General features: G+C 68.3%; 18 protein-coding genes and 2 pseudogenes. 6 read left to right on the plus strand and 14 right to left on the minus strand.

Annotated elements, in window-relative coordinates; all coding sequences use genetic code 11:
• Positions 1 to 510: 510 nt before the first annotated feature.
• The 6 genes from IE278_RS18065 to IE278_RS18090 form a co-directional block, all read right to left on the minus strand.
• Positions 511 to 1,521 (minus strand): hypothetical protein, encoded by a 1,011-nt coding sequence (locus IE278_RS18065; protein ID WP_189773504.1) that lies wholly within the window; start codon positions 1,519 to 1,521, stop codon positions 511 to 513.
• A gap of 162 nt (positions 1,522 to 1,683) precedes the next feature.
• Positions 1,684 to 1,839 carry a hypothetical protein gene (locus IE278_RS18070; RefSeq protein ID WP_189773506.1) on the minus strand — a complete coding sequence of 52 codons (156 nt, stop codon included), beginning with the start codon at positions 1,837 to 1,839 and terminating at the stop codon, positions 1,684 to 1,686.
• A gap of 226 nt (positions 1,840 to 2,065) precedes the next feature.
• On the minus strand, positions 2,066 to 3,424 hold the full coding sequence (locus tag IE278_RS18075) for a TerD family protein (protein ID WP_189773507.1): 1,359 nt from the start codon (positions 3,422 to 3,424) through the stop codon (positions 2,066 to 2,068).
• A 609-nt stretch (positions 3,425 to 4,033) separates the two neighbouring features.
• Positions 4,034 to 4,363 carry a hypothetical protein gene (locus tag IE278_RS18080; protein WP_246570372.1) on the minus strand — a complete coding sequence of 110 codons (330 nt, stop codon included), beginning with the start codon at positions 4,361 to 4,363 and terminating at the stop codon, positions 4,034 to 4,036.
• A 4-nt stretch (positions 4,364 to 4,367) separates the two neighbouring features.
• Positions 4,368 to 4,679, minus strand: a complete 312-nt coding sequence (locus tag IE278_RS18085) for a hypothetical protein (RefSeq protein WP_189773509.1) — start codon at positions 4,677 to 4,679, stop codon at positions 4,368 to 4,370.
• Complete coding sequence (locus IE278_RS18090) at positions 4,669 to 5,220, minus strand: bifunctional DNA primase/polymerase (RefSeq protein WP_189773511.1); 552 nt, start codon at positions 5,218 to 5,220, stop codon at positions 4,669 to 4,671. Before IE278_RS18090 ends, IE278_RS18085 begins: the two co-directional genes overlap by 11 nt.
• A gap of 287 nt (positions 5,221 to 5,507) precedes the next feature.
• Here IE278_RS18090 and IE278_RS18095 point away from each other — a divergent pair, with 287 nt between their 5' ends.
• Positions 5,508 to 6,881: a helix-turn-helix domain-containing protein gene (locus IE278_RS18095; RefSeq protein ID WP_506417400.1), complete on the plus strand. Its 1,374-nt coding sequence runs from the start codon at positions 5,508 to 5,510 to the stop codon at positions 6,879 to 6,881.
• 28 nt (positions 6,882 to 6,909) lie between these two features.
• On the opposite strand, the gene IE278_RS18100 is transcribed toward IE278_RS18095, so the two are convergent.
• Complete coding sequence (locus IE278_RS18100; RefSeq protein ID WP_189773515.1) at positions 6,910 to 7,839, minus strand: phosphotransferase family protein; 930 nt, start codon at positions 7,837 to 7,839, stop codon at positions 6,910 to 6,912.
• A 454-nt stretch (positions 7,840 to 8,293) separates the two neighbouring features.
• Here IE278_RS18100 and IE278_RS18105 point away from each other — a divergent pair.
• From IE278_RS18105 to IE278_RS18115, 3 genes and pseudogenes are all read left to right on the plus strand, one after another.
• Positions 8,294 to 8,701, plus strand: a pseudogene (locus IE278_RS18105) (transposase family protein); the annotation flags it as partial.
• Positions 8,702 to 8,797: 96 nt separating this feature from the next.
• Entirely contained in the window at positions 8,798 to 9,325 is a 528-nt protein-coding gene (locus IE278_RS18110) for a hypothetical protein (RefSeq protein ID WP_189773517.1), read from the plus strand.
• A 165-nt stretch (positions 9,326 to 9,490) separates the two neighbouring features.
• Positions 9,491 to 10,243: a DUF4142 domain-containing protein gene (locus tag IE278_RS18115; protein ID WP_189773519.1), complete on the plus strand. Its 753-nt coding sequence runs from the start codon at positions 9,491 to 9,493 to the stop codon at positions 10,241 to 10,243.
• Between the two features lie 11 nt (positions 10,244 to 10,254).
• Here IE278_RS18115 and IE278_RS18120 read toward each other — a convergent pair whose 3' ends face one another.
• The 6 genes and pseudogenes from IE278_RS18120 to IE278_RS18145 form a co-directional block, all read right to left on the minus strand.
• Positions 10,255 to 10,803, minus strand: a complete 549-nt coding sequence (locus IE278_RS18120) for a MarR family winged helix-turn-helix transcriptional regulator (protein ID WP_246570383.1) — start codon at positions 10,801 to 10,803, stop codon at positions 10,255 to 10,257.
• A 237-nt stretch (positions 10,804 to 11,040) separates the two neighbouring features.
• A complete protein-coding gene (locus IE278_RS18125; protein ID WP_246570374.1) occupies positions 11,041 to 12,030 on the minus strand; it encodes a LacI family DNA-binding transcriptional regulator in 990 nt (329 codons plus the stop codon).
• Between the two features lie 255 nt (positions 12,031 to 12,285).
• On the minus strand, positions 12,286 to 14,820 hold the full coding sequence (locus IE278_RS18130; protein WP_189773525.1) for a beta-galactosidase: 2,535 nt from the start codon (positions 14,818 to 14,820) through the stop codon (positions 12,286 to 12,288).
• Positions 14,820 to 16,631, minus strand: a complete 1,812-nt coding sequence (locus IE278_RS18135) for a glycoside hydrolase family 35 protein (protein WP_189773527.1) — start codon at positions 16,629 to 16,631, stop codon at positions 14,820 to 14,822. The genes IE278_RS18130 and IE278_RS18135 overlap by 1 nt, the downstream gene beginning before the upstream one ends.
• A 78-nt stretch (positions 16,632 to 16,709) precedes the next feature.
• Positions 16,710 to 16,856, minus strand: a pseudogene (locus IE278_RS18140) (MFS transporter); the annotation flags it as partial.
• A 182-nt stretch (positions 16,857 to 17,038) separates the two neighbouring features.
• A complete protein-coding gene (locus IE278_RS18145; RefSeq protein WP_189773529.1) occupies positions 17,039 to 17,419 on the minus strand; it encodes a hypothetical protein in 381 nt (126 codons plus the stop codon).
• A 199-nt stretch (positions 17,420 to 17,618) separates the two neighbouring features.
• On the opposite strand from IE278_RS18145, the gene IE278_RS18150 reads away from it, so the two are divergent.
• The gene (locus IE278_RS18150; protein ID WP_189773531.1) at positions 17,619 to 18,875 is read left to right on the plus strand and encodes a cytochrome P450 family protein; all 1,257 of its coding nucleotides are present in this window, start codon (positions 17,619 to 17,621) and stop codon (positions 18,873 to 18,875) included.
• Positions 18,876 to 19,108: 233 nt separating this feature from the next.
• Here the strand turns inward: IE278_RS18150 and ku are convergent, their stop codons facing one another.
• On the minus strand, positions 19,109 to 20,119 hold the full coding sequence (ku, locus tag IE278_RS18155) for a non-homologous end joining protein Ku (RefSeq protein WP_246570375.1): 1,011 nt from the start codon (positions 20,117 to 20,119) through the stop codon (positions 19,109 to 19,111).
• A 77-nt stretch (positions 20,120 to 20,196) separates the two neighbouring features.
• On the opposite strand from ku, the gene ligD reads away from it, so the two are divergent.
• Positions 20,197 to 21,078 (plus strand): non-homologous end-joining DNA ligase, encoded by an 882-nt coding sequence (gene ligD / locus IE278_RS18160; protein WP_189773535.1) that lies wholly within the window; start codon positions 20,197 to 20,199, stop codon positions 21,076 to 21,078.
• Positions 21,079 to 21,146 lie beyond the last annotated feature (68 nt).

Raw genomic sequence — 21,146 nt, forward strand, 5'->3', positions numbered from 1 at the left:
CAGCCCCCGGCGCCCTGTGGTGCTTCACCGAGTTCTGTAAGAGCTTCGGTCAAGCGATGGAGGACTGCGGCAAGCTGCCGCCAGCCGCGGAGACGCCTTCTGGGGATACCCGGTGAGTGTCTAACTGCGTGACAACGCCGACGAACACCAGCGGACAACCGCGGACGTCTGTGGACCGTCGCGGCAGGCAAGAGGCGCAGCGACTCAAGGTCGAGCGCCCACCGAAGTTGCTTCGGGACGAAAAGGTCATCGCGCAAGATGCGATCCATGCGCCTCCGCCGTGGAACCTTGCTGTAGTGGGTGCCGACTAGTCTGGCCGTAGCGGACATCACCGATGACGGCGATGTCCCAGCAGCGCTATTGCCTGGCCGCCGTTGAGGTTGGGCTGGTACGGGCTTCATCTACAGCTAGTAGGTGGCCTGGGTGGTATAGGCACCGGCTGTCCCGTCCGATGCGCGTGGTGCTCACGTATGCAGTGTGCCGGGACAGGGGGTGGTCGCTCTTACGATGTCACTCATCATCTAGCGCCGAGGCGTCCTCTGCCTCGCACGGCTCAACGGGTCCGGTCCATGAGCGCTGCGGGAACGGCTGCGCGGGGTTCCAGTCGGCCTTGTATTGCGCTTCAAGCAGGCCCTGGATCTCGTCTGCACATGCCGCCCTGAGCCCGGACTCGATGACGAAGTGCCGTGCCCACTCGTAGTCATCGACGGTCCGGGACTCGCACCAACTGCTGACGGCGTACCGCCTGCTTCCGTCTGCGTAGCCGAACACGTGAGGTGTCACGATTTTGAATCGCGCCAGCCCGGCGTAGTCAATGCCCAGCGCCATCGCGCGCAGCGCTTCTTGCGTGGAGTCAGCGATCTTGCTCAGCTTCTTCAACCGTTTGAGACGACGGCCGTCCGCTCCGGTGATTTGCGGCTCGTCAAAGGGATCGAGGTTCGGTCCGAAGGTGAATACGGCCTGTCGGGGCCGGGTGAACCGGCCCGAGTAGTGGTCGAGCAGCTCGTCGAAGGCAAGTGAGAGACCAGCCAGGGCATGCGGATAATCTCCGATGTCAGCATGGGTCTGCGCTTCGCGGAGAAACCTGGCTACCCCTGGCTGGGTGAGCAGGTCGACCATGTCGATCGAGTCGAATTCGACACCGAAGACCTGTGGCGTGACCACGGTGAAGAAGCCGTCGAGGGTCGTTCGCGCCTGCTCGATCTGGTGCTCCGATGGGAACGTCCCGTTGTGCTTGAGCGCCACGCGCGCGTCGTTGAGACGCTTCATCGAGTCCTTCTTGGGCAGGTCGAACTTCGGCTTGATCAGCGCCCAGTAGGCGATGAAGTCGACTCCTTTGTTCAGGTCGATGCCCAGATGCTGCGCGACCAGGCCGACGAAGTTCTCGACGGCATCATGGAAGGCGGTGATGGCGCGGGACCGAAGGGGGGCTGGCTGTCGGCTCTGCTCGATGCCCTCGTGGTACAGGTACCGGACGTACGCCAGCCGTTGGACGGTGAGCTGGTCAAGAGATGGCAGCATCTCAACTCCACGCATTAGTCGGACACCTGATTGTGACGGGGCCCGGTCGCCAATGCATCCAGATATGACGGCTGGACGCTCCCACACACGAGTACTGCTCGGCATCGGCGGCGCTGGGCTTGCCCTCCCCGGTCCCTACTGGAGGGCAAGCCCAGTGTCGGCCTAGCCGAGTGCCGTGCCGATGGCGATGCCAGCCAGGCCGACGACGATCGCCGGGATGCCGAGCGCGGCAGCTTGCTGCTTTGCGACCTTGCCCAGCAGTACCTGGCCAATAATGGCAGCGCCCATCCAGACGAATGCCTGTTGTTTCTTGGACATAACACACCTCCCTTCAGAGCTGGGGCGCAGCATGACACATGGGTCTGACAACGCCCGGACAGACGGGAGGAGTTTGAGCAGCTACTTGATAGTGCTGGTCCAGTTCGGGTCGTTGCCGAGGAAGCTGCCGTTCTCCAACGTTCAGGCAGTGCCAGACGTCAACCGCGAGCCTGAGGTCAGCTGGCCGACGGTCCGCCTAGGAGGCAATCCGATGCCTACGGGCCGGTCAGCGCCTCTTAAATTCGACTGGTCCCGCGTTCATCTCGATGGTCCCGTCCGGATGGAGGACCGGGCGGCGTTCGGTCATGCGGGCGCTATAAGCCTCGATGTGGTGGATAGCCGCTCCGTCCGCCGCAGTGAAGTCGACGAGGGCGATGGCCACCCAATATCGGGTCTTGGTGTTCTCGAACAGCGGGACTGTAACGGTGGAGCCACGCCCGTCCGTGATGACAACCTTCGCGCCGAAGCTACGAAAAGAGCCAAAGCCGTTGCTGAGCGCAGAGTAGGCGCAGAGGAGGACGTAACCCTGCTCGTCGGGACGAACGATATGAAGTGACTCACGCCCCGGAATACGTGAATCGCCATCGAGGCGAATGTACGGTCGGCTCTTCACCGAACCAAGGCGCTTGTAGTAAACGACATCGGCGCCCTTGCCCTTCTTCGCTCTCCCCGGAACAACTGCTCCCGATCGCAACGGCTCACCTTGTGCCACGTACCGGGACCTGACGAGGGTGCCGGGTGCCTTCTTCCCACGCAGGGCCTTCGAAGCGGGCACGAACAAGGCGTACAGGTCGAGGTCGGCGCCAAGCCTGCGGCGCCGCTCGCTCCCGCCATCCCACTCCAGGGAGGCTGTGACCACCAAATCGCGGTCACTCTTGTCCAAGCCCATGGAAACCCGGTCGCCTTTGTCGAGGCTGATCTTGCCGAGCGGGGGCTTGCGCAGGCTCATCGGGCTCGCAGTGGTGGCGTCCTGCGTGACCGGCTTGGGGGTCTCCGCGGTAGTCACGGTGTCGAGCAAGGATCCACTTTCTCCCTTGTCGGGTCGGTCCAACAGGGAGGGCTCCTGCGACTCCTCCACTTCAATCCCGAAGTCGGTGGCGAGGCCGGCCAGACCGTTGGCGTAGCCCTGGCCGATGGCGCGAAGCTTCCATGCCAGGCCCCGACGGTAGAGCTCCACCAGGAGCACAGCGCGCTCACCGTCACTGAGGACAGGCGGGCGGAAACAGACCGGATCGGCACCATGCTGAACGACGCGCATCAGCACCTCTTTGACGTCACCAAAAGTGCGAGTCGCATCGTCGGGGTCGCAACTGCCGACCAGAACAACCCGATCCACGTCCACAGGGAGCGCGGCCGGGTCCATCTCAATGCGCTCGGGGCCTCCGGCATCTGCGGCGAGGTGCCGGACGGCACCAGACTCGGCAGAAGGCTGGTTGTAAAAGACCAAGTCGTCGTCGGACCTGACCTTGCCGTCCACAGCAACCAGCAGCGCGCTGAGATCGACCTGATCGCCCAAATTATGCAGCTCGGCGGTCATGCGCGTCGAGCCCACTGCCGTGTTCTCGCCCTTACGGAGCTCCGACATGCCATCCACCCTTGCAGAATCTCCATGTCACTTTCGCGTTACCTTGTCACAAGAGGCCCGTATCGGAAGTTCTTTGACGCAAGTGCCCCTTGAGATGCGGCCCATGACGACCTTGCCGTCGTCTCCTCGGGCAGAACTCATACGGGGGTGCACGGACGTCCGCTCAGCGACCTTGGAGCGCAATGGCCGTTCGGTCGAGAGTTCGGGACGAGGAGATCCGTGCCATAGGCGAGCCAGATGCAGCGGGGAGTCGTGGGCGACACCGGGGAATCGGGTGACGACCAGCAAGGCACGAAGCCGCTCAGTCGCAGGTTAGTACGGCCCGCGCTTCTAGAACATCCGAGCTTCCCAATCTGATGTTCTGCTGCGCGAATCCCAACATCCGTCCCGCCTTCGTTCCCCTAGCTCATCGGTCTGCCGTTCGTCCGGGCTGCGGCGCTGGGGCGCCGGTCCCGGCCGAGCGGCAGACCGCAGCAGTGCGGAGACCGAGGACAGCGAAGCGCCCCGCACATCATCCGCCGGGGGAACGGAGACGTACGGGGCTTGGATAGCCGCTTGCGGGAGCAGGCTCGTACCGCAGCCGGCCGAAGCTTCTCGGGTCGAAATGGGTCAGGCAGCCGACGAGTCGCGTCGGGCGTTCCCCGCCTCGCGCATCATCGTCTCCACTTGCGTCGGCGCCTGCGCCGCAAGGCCCGACATGATCAGTTCCGCCAGCATCGCAGCTGCTTCAGGGCGAACGTTGCCGAGGCGTACCAGGCCATCACCCGAGACGTTCACGTCGGCCGTGAGGCCGGGGAAGTCTGGCTCCAGGCCCAGAGCGGTGAGTTGCGCGGCCAAAACGCCAGCGCTGCGTCGAGCCTGTGCCCAGCCCCGCACGTAGGGCACGCCGGGCAGCAGGTTCTCGGCTCGTTTGGCGACGACGCCCCGTCGGTCGGTCATCACGTCAGTCCCTTCCTGATCGGTGTTCCGGAGGTTCGGCCCCGCTCTCTTCCAGTCGTCGCAGTCCCGCAGCGAGCGCCAGGCGCAGCAGTTCCGCCAGGCGCTCCGCGGTGGCCGGTGAGACACGGCCAAGCTCGACCAGGCCCTGACCGAACGCATTCATTTCGGCGCGCAGGTAAGGGAAGTCCCTTTCCAGGCCGGCAGCCAGCAGAGCATCCCGGAGGGCCGTCGTGGCGTTGCGTGTGGTGTACCAGTCGTCGCTGTCCAGAGGCGACCAGGTGGCAGCGTCGTGCCGGTGAGTGGCGTCATTTCCCATCGGGCCGGTCCCCCTCGAAGGCGGAAAGCGCGAGGGCAGCCGCGGACGGGTAGCGCGCGCCGTACCTGTCCACACGAGAGAGCAGTTCGGCAGAGGCAACCAGCATGGTGGCCAGGGCAACCGGACGCAGCGGGTTGGCGATGGGCCGCCGAGTTGGAGCACGGAGCCACTGGTAGCGATCACCACTCATAGGCATGGGTCCCGGGACAACGACCACAGAGCCGTCTCCCAGATAGCGGTATGCCGGTGGGGCGCCCTCCTCCTGTACCAGGTGTTGGGTGAACATCTCCTCGCTGTGCGAGCCGAGGAAGAAGCCGACTCGCTGCGCCTTGCGGTCGAGCACGGCAGGCCCGAACGGCAGACCTCTGCGCAGGAGTTGGTCGAAGGTTTCCATACCGACCCGCTGCTCGACCGTCACCGTGTCGAAGAGACGGCCGGCTGCCAACACGTACGGTGCGCGAGGATTGCTCGCCCAAGCCATCCTGCATTCGACCGGATCATCTGCCGCCGCGGAGAGCCATTCGACGCCTCTCGTGGTCATCCTCTGCACGTCATCTCACCTCGGTCTGACTCGGTCACGGCCGCGATGCCGTCCTGTGTCCAGACTCGGGGCTGGGCCCCCGGCCAGGGCAGATGACGAGAGGTGACGGGGGATGACGCGTCACGCGAGGACGCGTCATCCCCCGTCAGGGCGCAACCACTGTCTATCTGGGCTTACTTGGGGCGCTCGGTAGCGAACCGCGCGTACATTCAGACGTGGGTCCACAGAGTCACTGACCTCAGCAGTCCCACCAGTGCACGCGCAGGGAGGGAATGGTCACGTCTTCCATGCAGCCGACCAGCATCCGCTTACGGCAGGTCCGTACGGACAGAGGTTGGAGTCAGCCGCGGTTGGTACGTGAGTTGCGGCAGGTCGCTGCTCGACGCGGGCACCAGCTTCCGGCGGACACCAGCGTGAAACGCCGTATCGCAAGCTGGGAGAACGGCCACAGCGTCCCGGACGACTTCTATGGTCCGTTGCTGTGCGAGGTGTTCGGACTCAGCGCCGCCGAACTCGGACTTACCCAAGGGAGCGGACGGGACACGTCGCTCATGGACGTCACCTATCCGGCCAGCCCCGACGACGCGATCGAAGCAGTCGGCCAGCTGTGGCGTGCTGATCTCAATCGATACGAACCGCTCTTGCAGGCTGAGCCGTCCGGGCCCGCGTGGAGCGAAGCGTCCCTCCGGTGGCTGGTTGCGCCGGACCCGGCGATTCCCAGGCAGCGCAAGGACGGAATCCGGGTCGGTCTCGGAGACGTGGCAGCGATCAAGACCACCGCGGACATGTTCGCCGAACTGGACGACCGGTTCGGCGGCGACCACGCTCGGCACGCGGCCATCCAGTACCTCAGCACCGAAGTGGTGCCGCTTCTGCGCGGGCAGTACACCGAGCAGGTCGGTCGGGCCTTGTTCTCCACCGTGGCAGAAGCGACGCTCCTCGCCGGTTGGATGTCGTACGACGCCTGCCGTCATGGCTTGGCGCAGCGGTACTTTCTCCAGGCCCTCCGGCTGGCCCAGGACGCCAACGACCGCCGGCTCGCCGGAAGCATCCTGTCGGCCATGAGTCATCAGGCAACGTTCCTCGGTCGCTACACGGAGGCCGCCACGCTCGCTCGGGCTGCACTCATGGGGATCTCCCCTGTGGCAACCCCGACGCTGCGCGCGCAGTTCCATGCCATGGAGGCTCGTGCCCTCGCTCGAACCGGCGACGTGCGCGCCTGTGAGGCAGCGCTGAACGCGGCCACGAAGGCACTGGAGAGCCGCAACAGCGATGACGAGCCGGAGTGGATCAGCTACTTCGACGAAGCCGAGCTTGCCGCCGAGGCCGCGCACTGCTTCCGTGACGTCGACAGCGCCCGCCAGGCCGTCGCCCACGCAGAGAACGCCATGAGCGGCAGCCACGTTCGGAGCGACTTTTTCGCGACCATGGTCCTGGCCGACGCACATCTACGGGCCGGAGACGTCGAGGAGGCCTGCCGTGTGGCTCTGGACGCGCTCGATTTGGGAGAGCAGCTGAAGTCCGCGCGGTGCGTGAGTTATCTCGGCGAGTTCCGGCGGAACCTCGTAATGGCTGGCCAGAGCACCGAGGTACACATCTTCACCGAGCAAGTCAGAGACCACAGACTGTGGGTCGCTTCCGGCGATCACGCCACTGTCTGAGGACGCTACGAGCGCGCAGACCCGCCGCTCAGAATGCGTTCCACTCGTCTCGTCCCTCCCCCGTGCGGAGAGACCGGACCCGTCGGGCGAACTCCGCGGCGGACCGCTCGTTAGCCGTGACCTGGTGACCGAGCCAGACAACCATCATCAACTCACGCAGATCAGCCAGCGTCTCGTACCCCGGCCAGTTCATCAGGTCGAAGCCGTAGCGATGGACGAACTCCGCGTACTCCGCCTTTGAGTGCCAGCCGTAACGGTCGTAGTAGATCGCCGTCAGGATCAGGTCCCATTCGCGCGGGGCGAGCGTGAAGCCGTCCAGGTCGATGAAGACCGCGTGACCGTCGCTGTGGCGGAGGACGTTTCCGATGTTGGCGTCCCCGTGGATCATGCCGAAGGGGAGCACGAAGTCCAGGCGGTCGTAGTCCTTGGCGAGCTTGGCCGCTCGTTCCTCCAAGAACTGCCGGTCCTCCCCCTCGACGCCATCCAACCCTTCGAGGGACGCCGTCAGCTTGGCCAGCGGGTCGAAGTACGGCAGGCCCAGCGACTGTGGCTCTTCGAGCCAGTGAAGGCGGCGCAGCAGGTCGGCCAATTCGCCGATGGTGGCGTACTCCACGTTCTCCTGGACGCTCTCCCAGAAGGTCACGACCAGGCCGCCGACAACGAGCGGCTGAGCGATCTGTGCCGGCACTCGTGTGGCCGGGAAGTCCTCTGACTCCAGCCAGCGGGCCACCTTCACCGCTCGGTCCATCTCCGCCAGGACCGACGGGTCACGCGCGATGCGGACGATGATCGGTAACGACGCCAGGCGGTAGACCGCGTTCGATCCGAGCCGCAGCAACTCGGCGCCGGCGGAGTCGAGTCCGGCCGTCGTGCACGCCTCCCGTAGGACGGGCACCAGGCCCTCCGCCGTGAACTCCGTGCCGCCGCCGTCCGGTCCCCCGCCGCTGCCCGAGATCATGCTCCGACGATACGGGCCCGACCGACCGCCTGACAGGTCGCCCGCGTAATAGGGGCGTGATGATGTTGCTCAGCATCCGCGCTGGAGGAGCTTCCGCCGCTGGTCAGACGCCCTGTCACCCCTCGCTCTCATCTGGGCTCCGGAGCCGTGTGCGCAGGTTCGAATCCTGCCGGGGGCACACTGTGTAAGTGTGCCCAAGACCCCGCCGTCAGCGGTTTCGCTGAGGACGGGGTCTTCGCGTGTCTGCGGGCGTGTGCAGGCAGGTGCCGCCGAGAGCGGGCGTTTGCCAGTGATCACGTGATGACCTTGCACAGGCAATCGCCAGGTCAGGCAACCTTTCCCACCAATCACGCAGTAGCACTACCTACCGCAGCCTCTATCCACAAGAAGCACATACGTGATCCAAACCATCGTTAGCTCTCAGGTAGTAGCGGCTCGTTGTCGTGGCTGTCAGGCGCTGGGTGAAAACTACCGCTTCTCCGCGAACGTGCAGGTCATCGTCGATGCCGACACCCGCCTCGTGATCGCAGCGGCCCGACCGGCACCGGGCACCACAGCCGACGCCCACGCCTGGCATGCCTCCGGACTCACCGAACACTGTCAGGACGTGACCGTCCTGGGCGACGGCGCCTACCTCAACTGCCTGATGGTCGCGCCGCACCGCAAACGCCCTCGCCGGCCCCTGCTGGCCGGCGAGGAAGCCGACAATGCCGCCCACCGCACGGTGCGCGCCCGGGTGGAGCATGTGATCAGCCGCATGAAGAACTACAAGAAGCTCCGCGACTGCCGACAGCACGGCGACGGCCTCCACCACGCCGTCCAAGCCGTCGCCCACATGCACAACCTCGCCCTCACATCATGACCAGAAGACTGTGGTCACAGGCCCTGACCTGCCCAAACACGGCCTTCTGCGACACCCTTTAGGGATGTGTCCTACAGGTGGATCTGGAGGCGAGACATGATCGGGCAGCAAATTGTCACCATACTCGCTGTGGTCGTCGGCGCGGTGATGTCGTTTCTCGGGACGTTTGCCCTTGAGGAACGTCGCCGCAAGGCCGACAAGTCCAGGCAGTGGAGCGAGCTGCAGCTACAGGTCTACTCCACGCATCTGATGAATGCCCAGCGCGTCGTCGCGATCACCAGGACGTTGGTCCTGGACCTGCTGACAGAGGAGGACAGCAGGCGCGTGCGCGCCGAACTCGAATCCGCACACATGGAACGCAATATGAGTGTGGAGCATGTTCGGCTACTGGCTCCTCCCGTGATAGTCGAGGCCGCGTACCTTCTCAATCGTTCGGTATGGCAGCTACAGGACTTCGCCCGCGGCGAGCTCGAATGGGATGAGCAAGTCTGGCGGCGGCGATACGAACACTTCACCGCGAATCTCTTCGGATTCGAGAAAGCCATCCGGGCGGAACTGGGGGTTCCTGGCGACATTCCCTATCCCCCGAGGCCACCGGAGTGGTTTCTCCGCAAGCGCACCTGAGCAGGATCGATGGGGCGAAGTGAACTTTGGTGGACATAGGAGTGCGTTGTTCTCCGGTGGACAGGCGGAACTCGCATCGAGTGCAAAATTTACCTAGCGCAATGATTGCCTTGTGCTTCTCTTACGTACCTCCTGTGGATCGGGCCGTTCTTCTCAGGAGGCAGCATGCGTGTCACGCAACGCACCGCAGGGACCGTATTCGTGATCGGTGGGCTGGCGGTGACGCTGGCCGCGCTCGCATATCCGGCTCTTGTCGGGGTGGAGACCACCACGACCAGCCAGGACCGGATCATCGCCAACACCCGGTACGGGTCCCTGACCGAGGCCGATCGCGACTTCGTCGTCAAGGTGCGGGCCGCCGGGCTCTGGGAGCATCCTCTGGGGCTCATGGCCATGGAGCGTGGCACCACCCCCGCCATGAAGGAGGCCGGGAAACATCTCGTCGCCGGGCACTCCGGGCTCGACGCCATGTGCCGGAGGATGGCGCCCGAGTTGGGGATCACCCTGCCCAACCAGGCCAGTCCGCAACAGCAGCAGTTCGTGGCCACCGTGGACGGCAGCACGGGGCAGCAGTTCGACACGACCGCCGTCAACATCATGCGCGTCACGCACGGACAGATCTTCCCCGTCATCGCCAAGATCCGCGCCAACACGAAGAACACCATGATCCGTGAACTCGCCGACCTGGCCAACGACACCGTCCTCGACCACATCACCGTGCTGGAGAAGACCGACCTCGTCAACTACGACCAGGTCAACTTCCAGCAGACCACCCCGCCCAAGCTCCCCAAGGCCGAGATGACCCCGCCCGCCCCGCAGCCGGGCGCGCCCGTCCTCGTCCTCAACGAGCCCGAGGGGTTGGGCGTCAACACGACCTCTCCGACCCCGACTCCGACCCCCACCCCTGCCGTCGGGTGAACGGCGGAGCCCTACGCGTCGTGGACCGTCGGCGGGTCCACCCAGCCCAGCGGGTGCGGCACCCCGTCCTCCGCGTCGTCCACGTCCGGGACCGGGGGCTCGCCGCCCGCCTCGTTGAACGCGGTCAACGCCTCGACTATCGCCGTCCGTTGGCCAGGAGTGAGGCGTTCCACGATCGTGGCGATCTCCGCGCGCCGGCGGGCCGTGACGTCCTCGACCGTGCGCCGGCCCTCCTCCGTGAGCTGGAGCAGGGTCTCGCGGCGGTTGCCGGGGTTGGTCTGCCGGTCGGCCAGACCTGCGCTGATGAGCCGGTCGACCATGCGCATGGCCGTGGACGGCGCGACCTGGAGCAGTTCGGCGAGCGTGACCAGCTTGGTGGCGCCGCGCGTGGACAGCACGACCAGCATCCGGACCTGCGGCAGCGTCACCCGTTCCTCGACCTCGGCGAGCGAACGGGCCGAGACCGCCACCAGCACGCGCGACGCCGTCAGCACCGCCCGGGTCACCGCGTCGACATCGTCGACGGCCGCCCCCCTGGCCGCGGCACCGTCGGCGGTCATCTCCTCGGCTGCCGCGACCGCGACGTCGTCGACCGCCGTGTCGTTCTTCGTGACCACTTCAGTTGCGTCCCTCACGACGTCCAGGTCCTTCGTGACATCGACGTCATCCATGGCTCCGACGGGGGTCTCGTGCTCCGGCATGTGTTCTTTCTATCCCGCCTGAGTGCCTGCCCACTCACCTGATCCACACAGATTTTCCTCGTCCATGACCGTGTGATCGCTCAGCCGCTCCGCCGCTCAACGGGCCGGCGCCGGGCCCGTACTTCTGCGCACGATCAGCTCGACCGGCACCACCCGGCCCAGTTCCGGTTCCGGCGGGCCGTCCAGCTGGGACAGGAGCAGCCGCAGCGAACGCGTACCGATCTCGGGGAAGTCGGTACGGACCGTGGTCAGCGGGGGAAGCAGGTGCGCGGCCTCGGGGATGTCGTCGTAGCCGACCACGCTGACGTCGTCCGGTACACGGCGGCCCGACTCGTGCAGGGCGCGCAGCACACCGAGCGCCATCTGGTCGTTGGAAGCGAAGATCGCGGTGACAGCGGGGTCGTCGGCCAGTCTGCGGCCCAGTTCGTAACCCGAGTCGGCGCTCCAGTCACCGACGAGCGGCTCGTGGACCGTGGCCCCCGCCGCCTTCAGCGTGGCCCGCCAGGCCTCCACCCTGCGGTCCGCCGACAGCCAGCCCGTGGGGCCCGCGATGTGCTGGACCGTCGCGTGCCCGAGGTCCAGCAGGTGCTCGGTCGCCTTGCGGGCGCCCGCCCGGTTGTCCGCCGTGACGAACGACGCGTCCTTGCCGAGGTCGTTCTCCAGGACCATCAGCGGGGTGTCGAGCCGCGCCTCCGCCAGCGCCCTGCCCACCCAGCGCTGCGGGGCGATGGCGATCACACCGTCCGCCCCCTCGGCCGACAGGGTGTCCACGGCCCGTACGACGGTGGCCCGGTCCGCCGTGTCGAGGGCGATGGAGCTGACCAGGTAACCCGCCTCCTGGGCCGCGCTGTTGATCGCGGTCAGGATGGAGGCCGGGCCGAAACGGGCCGCGTCGAAGGAGATCACGCCCAGCATGCGGGTCCGGCCGCTGGCGAGGGAGCGTGCGCTGCGGCTCGGGCGGTAGCCGAGCGTGCGCATGGCGGTCCTGACCGCCTCGCGGGTCTCGGGGCGGACGGCCGGGTTGTCGTTCAGCACACGGGACACGGTCTGCTTGGACACCCCGGCCAGCCGCGCCACGTCGTCCATCACCGGCCGCGCGCCCGCGAAGTTCCGGCGACTGCGGCCCTTGGGAACAACTTCGGAGGCGCCAGAAGCAGACCCATCTCCAGGTCCAGGTCCAGGTGAAGGCCCAGGACCAGGTCCCTGGGGCGGCGCGCCGTCACCGGTACTTCGGGTCATGGCGGGTGATGTCCTTCGGGTTCGTGGTTCGTCCCGGCGGTCGTTCCCTCGCCCGGCTGGCCCACAGAATAGGCCGCCGGGCGAGAGGGCGCCGCCACGGGCTCACCCCTCCCCGACCACCCACGTACGGGTCATCACCCACTCGACCCGCCCGACGGCCACCACGGCACCCCCGGCATCGGAGGCCCCTTCCGTCGACGGCGTCCCCTGCGCCCCCTCCGGCACGTACACCCGTGCGTCCGCCGCCCTCGGCAGCACCCTCAGTCGCAGTCCCTCCCCCCGGAGGGCGAACGCCGGGAGCCGGTCCAGGGCGATGTCCCAGACCCGTCCCGAGTGGAACTGGTCCGCCACGAGCGTGTCGCCCACGTACGCGCGTGCCACGTCCCCGGACCAGTGGACGCGCAGGAGGGTTCCGGTGAGCGGGAGTCCGTCCGGGACGGTGATGGCGTACTCGGCGGCGGTCGTGTCGTAGTGCTCGTCGGCGGGAGCGCTCGCCCGGCCCCGCACACCCGTCACGGGTTCGGGCGCCGGGCCGACGGCACGGACGAGCACGGCCTCCGCCGCACGCAGCACCGGACGCGGCTCCCGGCCGTCGCCGGTCACCCGGTACCGCGTGAACACCCCGTCCGCCGACTCGCGCACGTACGCGCCCTTCACCACCGGAGGCCGTGGCGGCGCGGGCAGCACGGCGAACGATGTCGCGCCGGCCGGGCCGTGCACCCGTAACTCGCCCTGGCCGTCCCGCGCGTGCTCGTCGAAGACGACGCCCGCGCCCGCCTCGCAGAGCACCAGCCGCTCCGCTCCCCAGGCGACTCCCTTGTAGGCGGTACGGGCCGTCCTCGCGTCCAGGACCAGGAGGCCGACCCGTTCGCCGTCCGCCGTGTCCACCTCCACCAGGGCGTCGGTGCCGGGACGCAGTCCTGTGATCAGGACCCGGTCGTCGAGCGTGACGCACGCTCCGGAGGGCGCCCGTACCGACGTCAACGTCCGCGCGTCCAGCGCCAGTTCGACCGGCACACCCTCCGTCGCCGCCAGCACCAGAACCGTACGACCGTCGCCGTCGCCGTCGCCGTCGCCGTCGCCGTCGCCGTCGCCGTCGTCGTCACCGTCGTCGACGACCGTGCATACGGGCTGTGCCGTCGCCCAGTCCAGGCGCAGGCCTCCCACGTCCAGGCGGAGGGGCCAGCAGAAGTACGCGCCCGTCGGGACCGTCACCGGTGTGCTCGGGAAGGTGAGGGCGGGACCCGCCGGGAACTCGACCGTGAACGAGGTGTCCGGGTGCGCCGGTAACTCCTCGTGCGGCTGGTGGTTGTTGACGAAGAGGAAGCCGGAGTCCGCCGAGGCCCGGACCGCCCAGCGCAGGGTGTCCCGGTCGTCCTGCCCCGACGGCTGCCGTACGGGGAGGAATGACTCCATGGGCGCGAGGAGAGATCCGAAGTCCGCCAACAGCAGGTGTTGCAGGCGCAGTTCGTCGTACGAGGGGCGGTACTGGCCGTACTCGCCGAGCGGGGCCTGGAAGTCGTACGTGCGGACGGGGAGGTCGTTGGGGTAACCCGTCGCGTGGGACTCCTGGAGGGTCGTCCGCTCGCCCAGCGGATTCGTACCTCCGTGGAACATGTAGTAGCCCTGCCACACGGAACCGCAGCCGATCTTCGTGAGGCCGAGCGCGCCGACGTCGGCCGCTTCGACGCGTGGGCGGCGGTGGTACGAGACCGCCATGCCGCCGCCCAACTCACAAGTGACCCAGGGAACTCGGGCCGCCGAGTCCGCCGAGTCCGTGGGGGCGGCGCCGCGTACCGGGGTCGGGCGCAGGTCGGCGCCGATGCCCTCGTCGTCGCGCTGGTGGGTGAAGAAGAAGTGTTTGCGGCAGGTGTCGGGCCAGCCGCCGTCGGCCTCGGTCCAGAAGGTCTCGGGGTAGCCGCCGTACAGCGGAAGCAGTTCACCGGGCGGGAGTTGGACGCCGCCCCATGCCGTCGACGTCCACAGCGGGGCGCTCAGTCCGGCGGCCTGGGCCATGCGTTTCAGGGTGAGCAGGTGGCCCGGCTGGTCGTACAGCTCGTTCTCGATCTGGATCGCGACGACCGGACCACCGTGTGCGCGGTCGAGTCCGCTCAGTTGGCCGGCGATCGCCTCGAACCAGGTGCGTACGGGTTCCAGGTAGGCCGGATCGTCGGTGCGCGGAGTGCACGCGCGGATGAGCAGCCAGTCGGGTAAGCCGCCGTTGCGGACCTCCGCGTGGGACCAGGGGCCGATGCGCGGGATGAGATCCAGGCCGTGGCGCGCGCAGAGTCGGGCGAAGCGCCGCAGGTCACGGTCGCCGTCGAAGCGGATCCGGCCCTCGGTCTCCTCGTGGTGGATCCAGATGACGTAACTCGCGACGGCCGTCACCCCGCCCGCCTTCATCTTCAGCAGCTCCTCCTCCCACTCCCCCGCCGGGTAGCGGGTGTAGTGGAACTCGCCGGACACCGGGAACCAGGGCCGGCCGCCGCGGGTGAGGTAGCGGCTGGTGACCTCGATCGGGTCGGGGACACCGGGGGCGTCCGTCAGAGGGAGGTGACCTGTGAGGGGAGGCTCGGCGGGCGCGGACACCCGCAGACGGAGGGACGTCGAGCGCGGGGGCGGGCGGAGGGAGGTCATCAGGGCTTCACCGGTCCGAGGTCGGGCGTGTCCGTGAGGTGGGCGCGCGGCTCGGTCGTGGCCTGCAGCTCCAGCAGGACGAGTTCGTTGGTGCCGGGGCGCAGGACGGGCGCGGGCACGTACAGCGTGCGCTGCGGGCCGCGGTTCCAGTAGCGGCCGAGGTGGAAGCCGTTGATCCAGGCCTGGCCCTTGGTCCAGCCGGGCAGGCAGAGGAAGGTGTCTGCGGGCGTGCCGACCTCGAAGGTGCCGCGGTGGAAGGCGGGCCCGGCCTCCGGGGGTGAGTCCGCCACCGGCGCGAAGGGCACCGGGTCCACGGTGTCCAGGGCCAGCGGGTGGCAGTCCCAGCCGTGCAGGGCGGTGCCGTCGAAGGTGACGGGGCCGAGCAGTCCCTTGGGGGCGCCGATGCGCGGGCCGTAGTTGACCCCGCCCATGTTCTCGACGAGCACGTCGAGCGTGGCGCCGGTACGCGGAACGCGCACGGGCAGGGCTTCTTCGTGCCGTTCACGTTCGAGTACGCCGACGGGGGCGCCGTCCACGAAGACCTGAGCCCGGTCGCCGACCCCGCCCGTGAAGCGCAGGACACCGTCGCCGGAGACGGGCAGCGTGGTGCGGTAGAGGGCGTACCCGGCGTGCCGGCCCAGTTCCTCCATCGTCACCGGGTCGGCGTCGACGCGTACCGGCTCGGCGAGGACGCCGACGTGCGGGAGCAACGGCGCACGGTCACTCAACTCCACCACCCGCGGCGGCAGTTTGGGGCCGGCCGCCGGAGCGGGCTTCTCCGGGACGGGGGCGTGCCGGGCGATGACCTCGCGGAAGGCGTGGTACTTCGGACCCGGGTCGCCGGACTCGGTGAGGGCCGCGTCGTAGTCGTACGAGGTCACGATGGGCTCGTACGCGTGGTCGTGGTTGGCGCCGTTCGTGAAACCGAAGTTGGTGCCGCCGTGGAACATGTAGATGTTGACCGAGGCGCCCGCGGAGAGCAGCCGGTCGAGGTCGGCGGCGGCGTCGGCCGCGTCGCGCACGTGGTGCGGTTCGCCCCAGTGGTCGAACCAGCCGATCCAGAACTCCGCGCACATCAGGGGCCCTTCGGGCCGATGGGCACGCAACCGCTCCAGGGATTCGGGGATCCGGCTGCCGAAGGTGCCGGTGCTGAGGACGCCGGGGAGGCTGCCCGCCGCCAGGTGCTCCGGGTCGGCCTGGTCGCAGGTGAAGAGGAGTTCCCCGACGCCCCGGGTGCGGAAGGCCTCGGCGAGGTGTTCCAGGTACGCGCGGTCGTCGCCGTACGCCCCGTACTCGTTCTCCACCTGTACGGCGATCACCGGGCCGCCGTTCGCGGCGAGTTGGGGCAGGAGCGGGGGCAGCAGCAGGTCGAGATAGCGGTCGAGGGCGTCGGTGAAGCGGGGGTCGCTGGTGCGCAGCCGGATGCCGGTGTCCGCGGTGAGCCAGGAGGGCAGACCGCCGCCGTCCCACTCGGCGCAGATGTACGGGCCCGGGCGCAGCAGGACGTGCAGGCCCTCGGCCCGGGCCAGCCGCAGATAGCGGGGCAGGTCGAGGATGCCGTCGAGGACGAGGGTGCCGGGTTCGGGCTGGTGGAGGTTCCACGGGACGTACGTCTCCACCGTGTTGAGACCCATGAGCCGGGCCTTGCGGAGCCGGTCGGCCCACTGGTCGGGGTGGACGCGGAAGTAGTGCATCGCCCCGGAGATGATCCTGAACGGCTCCCCGTGGAGCAGGAACCCGTCGGACGAGGTAGTGAGTGACGGCGCAGTGAGGGACGACGAGCTCGGAGGCGACGTGTTCGGAGCGGACATGGGGATGCTGTTTCCCTTCGGCTCGGACAGGGGGTCGGAGGTACTGGCAGCGCGTCAGCGGGTGTGTCGGCGGACGTGTCAGCGGGCGGCGGGCGTGCGCGTGGCACGGACCAGCCGGAGGGTGGCGGCCGGGCACAGCGCCGAGACCGCGTCCAGCAGGAGCGGTACAGCACGCACCCCGGACCACTCGACGGCCTTGCCGAGCGCGGGCCCGGCGGCGACTCCGTAGTCACTCACGCGGACTCCAGTCGGCGGTTGACGGCCCGCGCCGGCGCGGGCGACGAGCCGACCGGGGCGTCGGCGTTGGCGCTGCGGCACCATGATGTTACCGGTAACTCCAACGCGTCAAGATCCCCGCTGCGGGAGCGTGCGAGGAGTGAAAAGCGGGCCTTGGGGGGCCGCTGCGCTCAGGGCAGAGTGATGAGGCGCAGGGCGGCGTGGAGGTGGGCCGGGTCCGTCCAGTGGCGGGTCCTGGTCGGCGGCACGCGCCAGTGCAGACCGGGCGCGTACGTACGATGCCGGGGCGGGACGGCCACGTGGGAGCCCGGGCCGAGGATCTGGGCCGGGGGAACGTCCCAGGTGGCGGCCTCACCGGGCGGGATCAGCCAGTACAGGACACCGCCGTAGCCGTCCTCGATCACCGCTCCCGTGCGCGAACCCAGATGTTCGAGGATGCGCAGGCCCGCGGCCACCGGCACCCGCACCGCGTCCCACCACTCTCCGGCCGGGAGGGTCCGCACGTCCGGGCCCAGGGGCCGCAGCCACCTCGGCGCCTCACTGCTCGGCATGGTTCGGCTGCCACCACCTCTCACCCGGGATCATGACATTAGAACGGACCGTGGGCCTCAACTTGCCAGTACGCGTAGGTAACTTGCCGAAGTGCGCAGTGGGTCCCGCCCGGTCTCGTTGGGTCCCCCCATGGACCCGTGACGTCACCCGGCGTATTGGTGTTGGCACGGTTCCCGTTTCAAGTACTGGGAGGCTCCCATGTCCGAGCAGGGATCCATCGTCATCGACCCGTCCGGTCGTGACATCCACGGCGAGGCGGCACGGATACGCGAGCGCGGGCCGGTGACCCGGGTCGAACTCCCGGGTGGCGTCCAGGCCTGGGCGGTCAGCAGTACGGACCTGCTGAAACGGCTGCTCACGGACCCGCGGGTGTCGAAGGACGCACGGCAGCACTGGCCGCTGTGGATCAACGGGGAGATCTCGCCGGAGTGGCCCCTGTTCACCTGGGTCGCCGTACAGAACATGTTCACGGCCTACGGCGGGGAGCACAAACGGCTGCGGGCGCTGGTGGCGAAGGCGTTCACCGCTCGCCGCACCGCCGCGCTGCGGCCGCGTATCGAGGAGATCACCGGGCAACTGCTCGACCGTATCGAGGAGGCCGGGCGGCGGTCCGAAGTCGTCGACCTGCGCGAGGAGTTCTGCTACCCGCTGCCGATCCAGGTGATCAGTGAACTGTTCGGGCTGCCCGAGGAGAAGGGCGCGGAGCTGCGGGCCGTCGTGGACGGCGTCTTCAACACCGCCGCGACGCCGGAGGAGGTCACGGACATCTACGCGCGGCTGTACGCGGCACTCGGTGAACTCGTCGCCGCGAAGCGGGAGTCGCCCGGGGACGACCTCACGTCCGCGCTCATCTCCGCGCGGGACGACGAGGGCGGTACGCGGCTGAGCGAGCAGGAGTTGCTCGACACGTTGGTGCTGATGATCAGCGCGGGGCACGAGACCACGGTCAACCTCATCGACAACGCGATCCACGCACTGCTCACCCATCCGGAACAGCTCGCGCATGTCCGGGCGGGGCGGGCCGGGTGGGACGACGTGATCGAGGAGACGTTACGGGTGGAGGCGCCGGTGGCGAGTCTGCCGTTGCGGTACGCCGTGGAGGACCTGGCGGTCGGGGAGCTGGGCGGGCCCTCGGGGGTGGTGATTCGCAAGGGCGAGGCGATTCTTGCGGCCTACGCGGCGGCGGGGCGCAATCCTGTGGATCACGGGGCTGATGCGGGGCTTTTCGATGTCACCCGGGTCGGTAAGGAGCATTTGGCCTTCGGGCATGGGGTGCACTTCTGCCTGGGGGCGCCCCTGGGGCGGATGGAGGCTCGGGTCGCGCTGCCGGCGCTTTTCGAGCGGTTTCCGGATGTGCGGCTTGCGGTTGGTGGTGGGGGTGGGTTGGAGCCGGTGGGGTCGTTCATCTCGAACGGGCATCGGGCCCTACCGGTCCGGCTGGCCGCGGGTGGGTGAGGGGTTGCCTCCGGCTCCGGCTCCGGCTTCGGCCGGTGGGGGTTGTTGCGCCGTTCCCCGCGCCCCTTGAAAGCGGTGGGTGGCGCGTCGTCGGTGAGGGTTGAGTGCGCCGTTCCCCGCGCCCCTGAAAAGCGGCACTTGGTGTCGGGTTGGTGGGCGGCGCACCGCCGTTGCGGATTGCGTGCGCCGTTCCCCGCGCCCCCAGGGGTGCTCTGGAGGGTGCGGGTGGGTGGTTAGGCTGATGCTCGTTTTTTGGCCGGGGTCTTCTTGGCCGGGGGGTTGGCCGTCTTCTTTGTTGCTGTCTTCTTTGAGCCCGCCGTCGCCTTCGTGGTTGTCTTCTTCGCTGCTGTCTTCTTCTTGCCCGAAGCCGGCTTGGAGGACGCTGCCGGTGTCTTTCGGGCCGGACTCTTGCGGAGAGGCTTCACCTCGGCCCCGTCACCCGCGGACGCGGCTTCGGCGTCCTCGCCGCGCGCGACCCGCGCCTGCCGCACGCTGTTCTCCAGCGCGGACATCAGGTCGATGACCTTGCCGCCGGACCTCTCGGCGGCGGGAGCGGACGGCGCCGCCTCCCCGGACGCCTTCGCCGCGATCATCTCCTCCACCGCCTCGCGGTAGTCGTCGTGCAGCTCCGCGAGGTCGACCTCCCCCAGCGTGTCCATCAGCGCGTCCGCCAGGTCCAGTTCCTTGTCCCGGACGGTGACGCTCGTGTCCGGGGCGACGCTCTCGGGCGTCCGGATCTCGTCCGGCCACAGCAGCCCGTGCATGGCGATGACGTCGTCGACGACCCGCAGCATGCCCAGCCGCTCCCGCCCGCGCAGGGCGAACTTCGCGATGGCCACCTTCTGGCTGCGCTTCAGCGCCTCCCGCAGCAGGGTGTACGGCTTGGCCGCCGGCACCCCGTTCGCCGACAGGTAGTACGCCGTGTCCATCTGGAGCGGGTCGATCCGATCGGCCGGTACGAAGGCCACGATCTCGATCGTCCGGGCGGTCGGGATCGGCAGGGAGGCCAGATCCTCGTCCGTGATGGGGATCATCGTCCCGTCCGCGTCCTCGTACGCCTTGCCGATCTCCGACGACGTCACCTCGCGCTCCTCCATCTCGCACACCTTGCGGTAGCGGATGCGGCCGCCGTCCTCGGTGTGGATCTGGCGGAAGGAGATCGCGTGGTTCTCCGTGGCGTTCACCAGCTTGATCGGGATGCTGACCAGGCCGAAGGAGATGGCACCGTTCCAAATGGATCTCACGTTCGACACCCTTCAGGTAGCTTTCACCCGCTTCCCCGCCTACCCGTTTTCGTACGAATACGTGGGATTGTCATCCTATGACGCCAATCACTGAGGTGGCCGGGCGAAAGGTGACCCTGAGCAACCTGGACAAGGTGCTCCATCCGGCGACGGGCTTCACCAAGGGCGAGCTGCTGCACTACTACGCGACCTCGGCCCCGGCGCTGCTCCCCCATCTCCACGACCGCCCCGTCTCCTTCCTGCGCTATCCCGACGGTCCGGACGGCCAGGTCTTCTTCACCAAGAACGTTCCGCCCGGTACGCCCGACTGGGTCGCCACGACGGAGGTCCCCCGTTCGGAGGGTCCGGCCCGGATGGTCATGGTCCAGGACCTGCCCTCCCTGATGTGGGCGGCGAACCAGGTCACCGAGTTCCACACCCCGCAGTGGCGGGCGCAGGCCCCGGACCTCGCCGACCGGCTGGTCCTCGACCTGGATCCCGGTGCGCCGGCCACGATCGTGGAGTGCTGCCTCGTGGCCGTATGGCTGCGCGACCGGCTGGCGGCGGACGGCCTGACGGCGTACGCGAAGACCTCCGGCTCCAAGGGACTGCATCTGCTGGCCGCCCTGGAGCCCACCCCGTCCGCCGACGTCTCCGCCTACGCGAAGGCCCTCGCGGTGGAGGCGCAGGCCGACCTGCCCGGCCTGGTCATCCACCGGATGACCCGCAGCCTGCGCCCCACCAAGGTCTTCGTCGACTTCAGCCAGAACGCCGCCCGCAAGACCACGGCCGCCCCGTACACCCTCAGGGCGCGCGAGGCTCCCACGGTCTCCACGCCGGTCACCTGGGACGAGGTCGAGTCCTGCGCCGACCCGGCCGAGCTGGTCTTCACGGCCGGGGACATCGCTCCCCGTCTGGAGCGGCACGGCGATCTGCTGGAGCCGCTGCTGGACGCCGGTCTGGCGGGATCACTGCCCTGACGTTCCGCCGTGCGCTCGGCTTTGCGCTCCACCGGGCTGCGCGGTGCCGGAAGTGCGGGCCGGTGGGG

Origin of the sequence: Streptomyces tauricus (assembly GCF_014650955.1) — a bacterium.
In the GTDB taxonomy this organism is placed as follows: domain Bacteria; phylum Actinomycetota; class Actinomycetes; order Streptomycetales; family Streptomycetaceae; genus Streptomyces; species Streptomyces tauricus.

Bases quoted from the DNA above. Each gene is read 5' to 3' on its own strand.
- IE278_RS18065 (WP_189773504.1), bottom strand. From the start codon at position 1,521: ATGCTGCCATCTCTTGACCAGCTCACCGTCCAACGGCTGGCGTACGTC.
- IE278_RS18070 (WP_189773506.1), bottom strand. From the start codon at position 1,839: ATGTCCAAGAAACAACAGGCATTCGTCTGGATGGGCGCTGCCATTATT.
- IE278_RS18075 (WP_189773507.1), bottom strand. From the start codon at position 3,424: ATGTCGGAGCTCCGTAAGGGCGAGAACACGGCAGTGGGCTCGACGCGC.
- IE278_RS18080 (WP_246570372.1), bottom strand. From the start codon at position 4,363: ATGACCGACCGACGGGGCGTCGTCGCCAAACGAGCCGAGAACCTGCTG.
- IE278_RS18085 (WP_189773509.1), bottom strand. From the start codon at position 4,679: ATGGGAAATGACGCCACTCACCGGCACGACGCTGCCACCTGGTCGCCT.
- IE278_RS18090 (WP_189773511.1), bottom strand. From the start codon at position 5,220: ATGACCACGAGAGGCGTCGAATGGCTCTCCGCGGCGGCAGATGATCCG.
- IE278_RS18095 (WP_506417400.1), top strand. From the start codon at position 5,508: ATGCAGCCGACCAGCATCCGCTTACGGCAGGTCCGTACGGACAGAGGT.
- IE278_RS18100 (WP_189773515.1), bottom strand. From the start codon at position 7,839: ATGATCTCGGGCAGCGGCGGGGGACCGGACGGCGGCGGCACGGAGTTC.
- IE278_RS18110 (WP_189773517.1), top strand. From the start codon at position 8,798: ATGATCGGGCAGCAAATTGTCACCATACTCGCTGTGGTCGTCGGCGCG.
- IE278_RS18115 (WP_189773519.1), top strand. From the start codon at position 9,491: ATGCGTGTCACGCAACGCACCGCAGGGACCGTATTCGTGATCGGTGGG.
- IE278_RS18120 (WP_246570383.1), bottom strand. From the start codon at position 10,803: ATGACCGCCGACGGTGCCGCGGCCAGGGGGGCGGCCGTCGACGATGTC.
- IE278_RS18125 (WP_246570374.1), bottom strand. From the start codon at position 12,030: ATGGACGACGTGGCGCGGCTGGCCGGGGTGTCCAAGCAGACCGTGTCC.
- IE278_RS18130 (WP_189773525.1), bottom strand. From the start codon at position 14,820: ATGACCTCCCTCCGCCCGCCCCCGCGCTCGACGTCCCTCCGTCTGCGG.
- IE278_RS18135 (WP_189773527.1), bottom strand. From the start codon at position 16,631: ATGTCCGCTCCGAACACGTCGCCTCCGAGCTCGTCGTCCCTCACTGCG.
- IE278_RS18145 (WP_189773529.1), bottom strand. From the start codon at position 17,419: ATGCCGAGCAGTGAGGCGCCGAGGTGGCTGCGGCCCCTGGGCCCGGAC.
- IE278_RS18150 (WP_189773531.1), top strand. From the start codon at position 17,619: ATGTCCGAGCAGGGATCCATCGTCATCGACCCGTCCGGTCGTGACATC.
- ligD (WP_189773535.1), top strand. From the start codon at position 20,197: ATGACGCCAATCACTGAGGTGGCCGGGCGAAAGGTGACCCTGAGCAAC.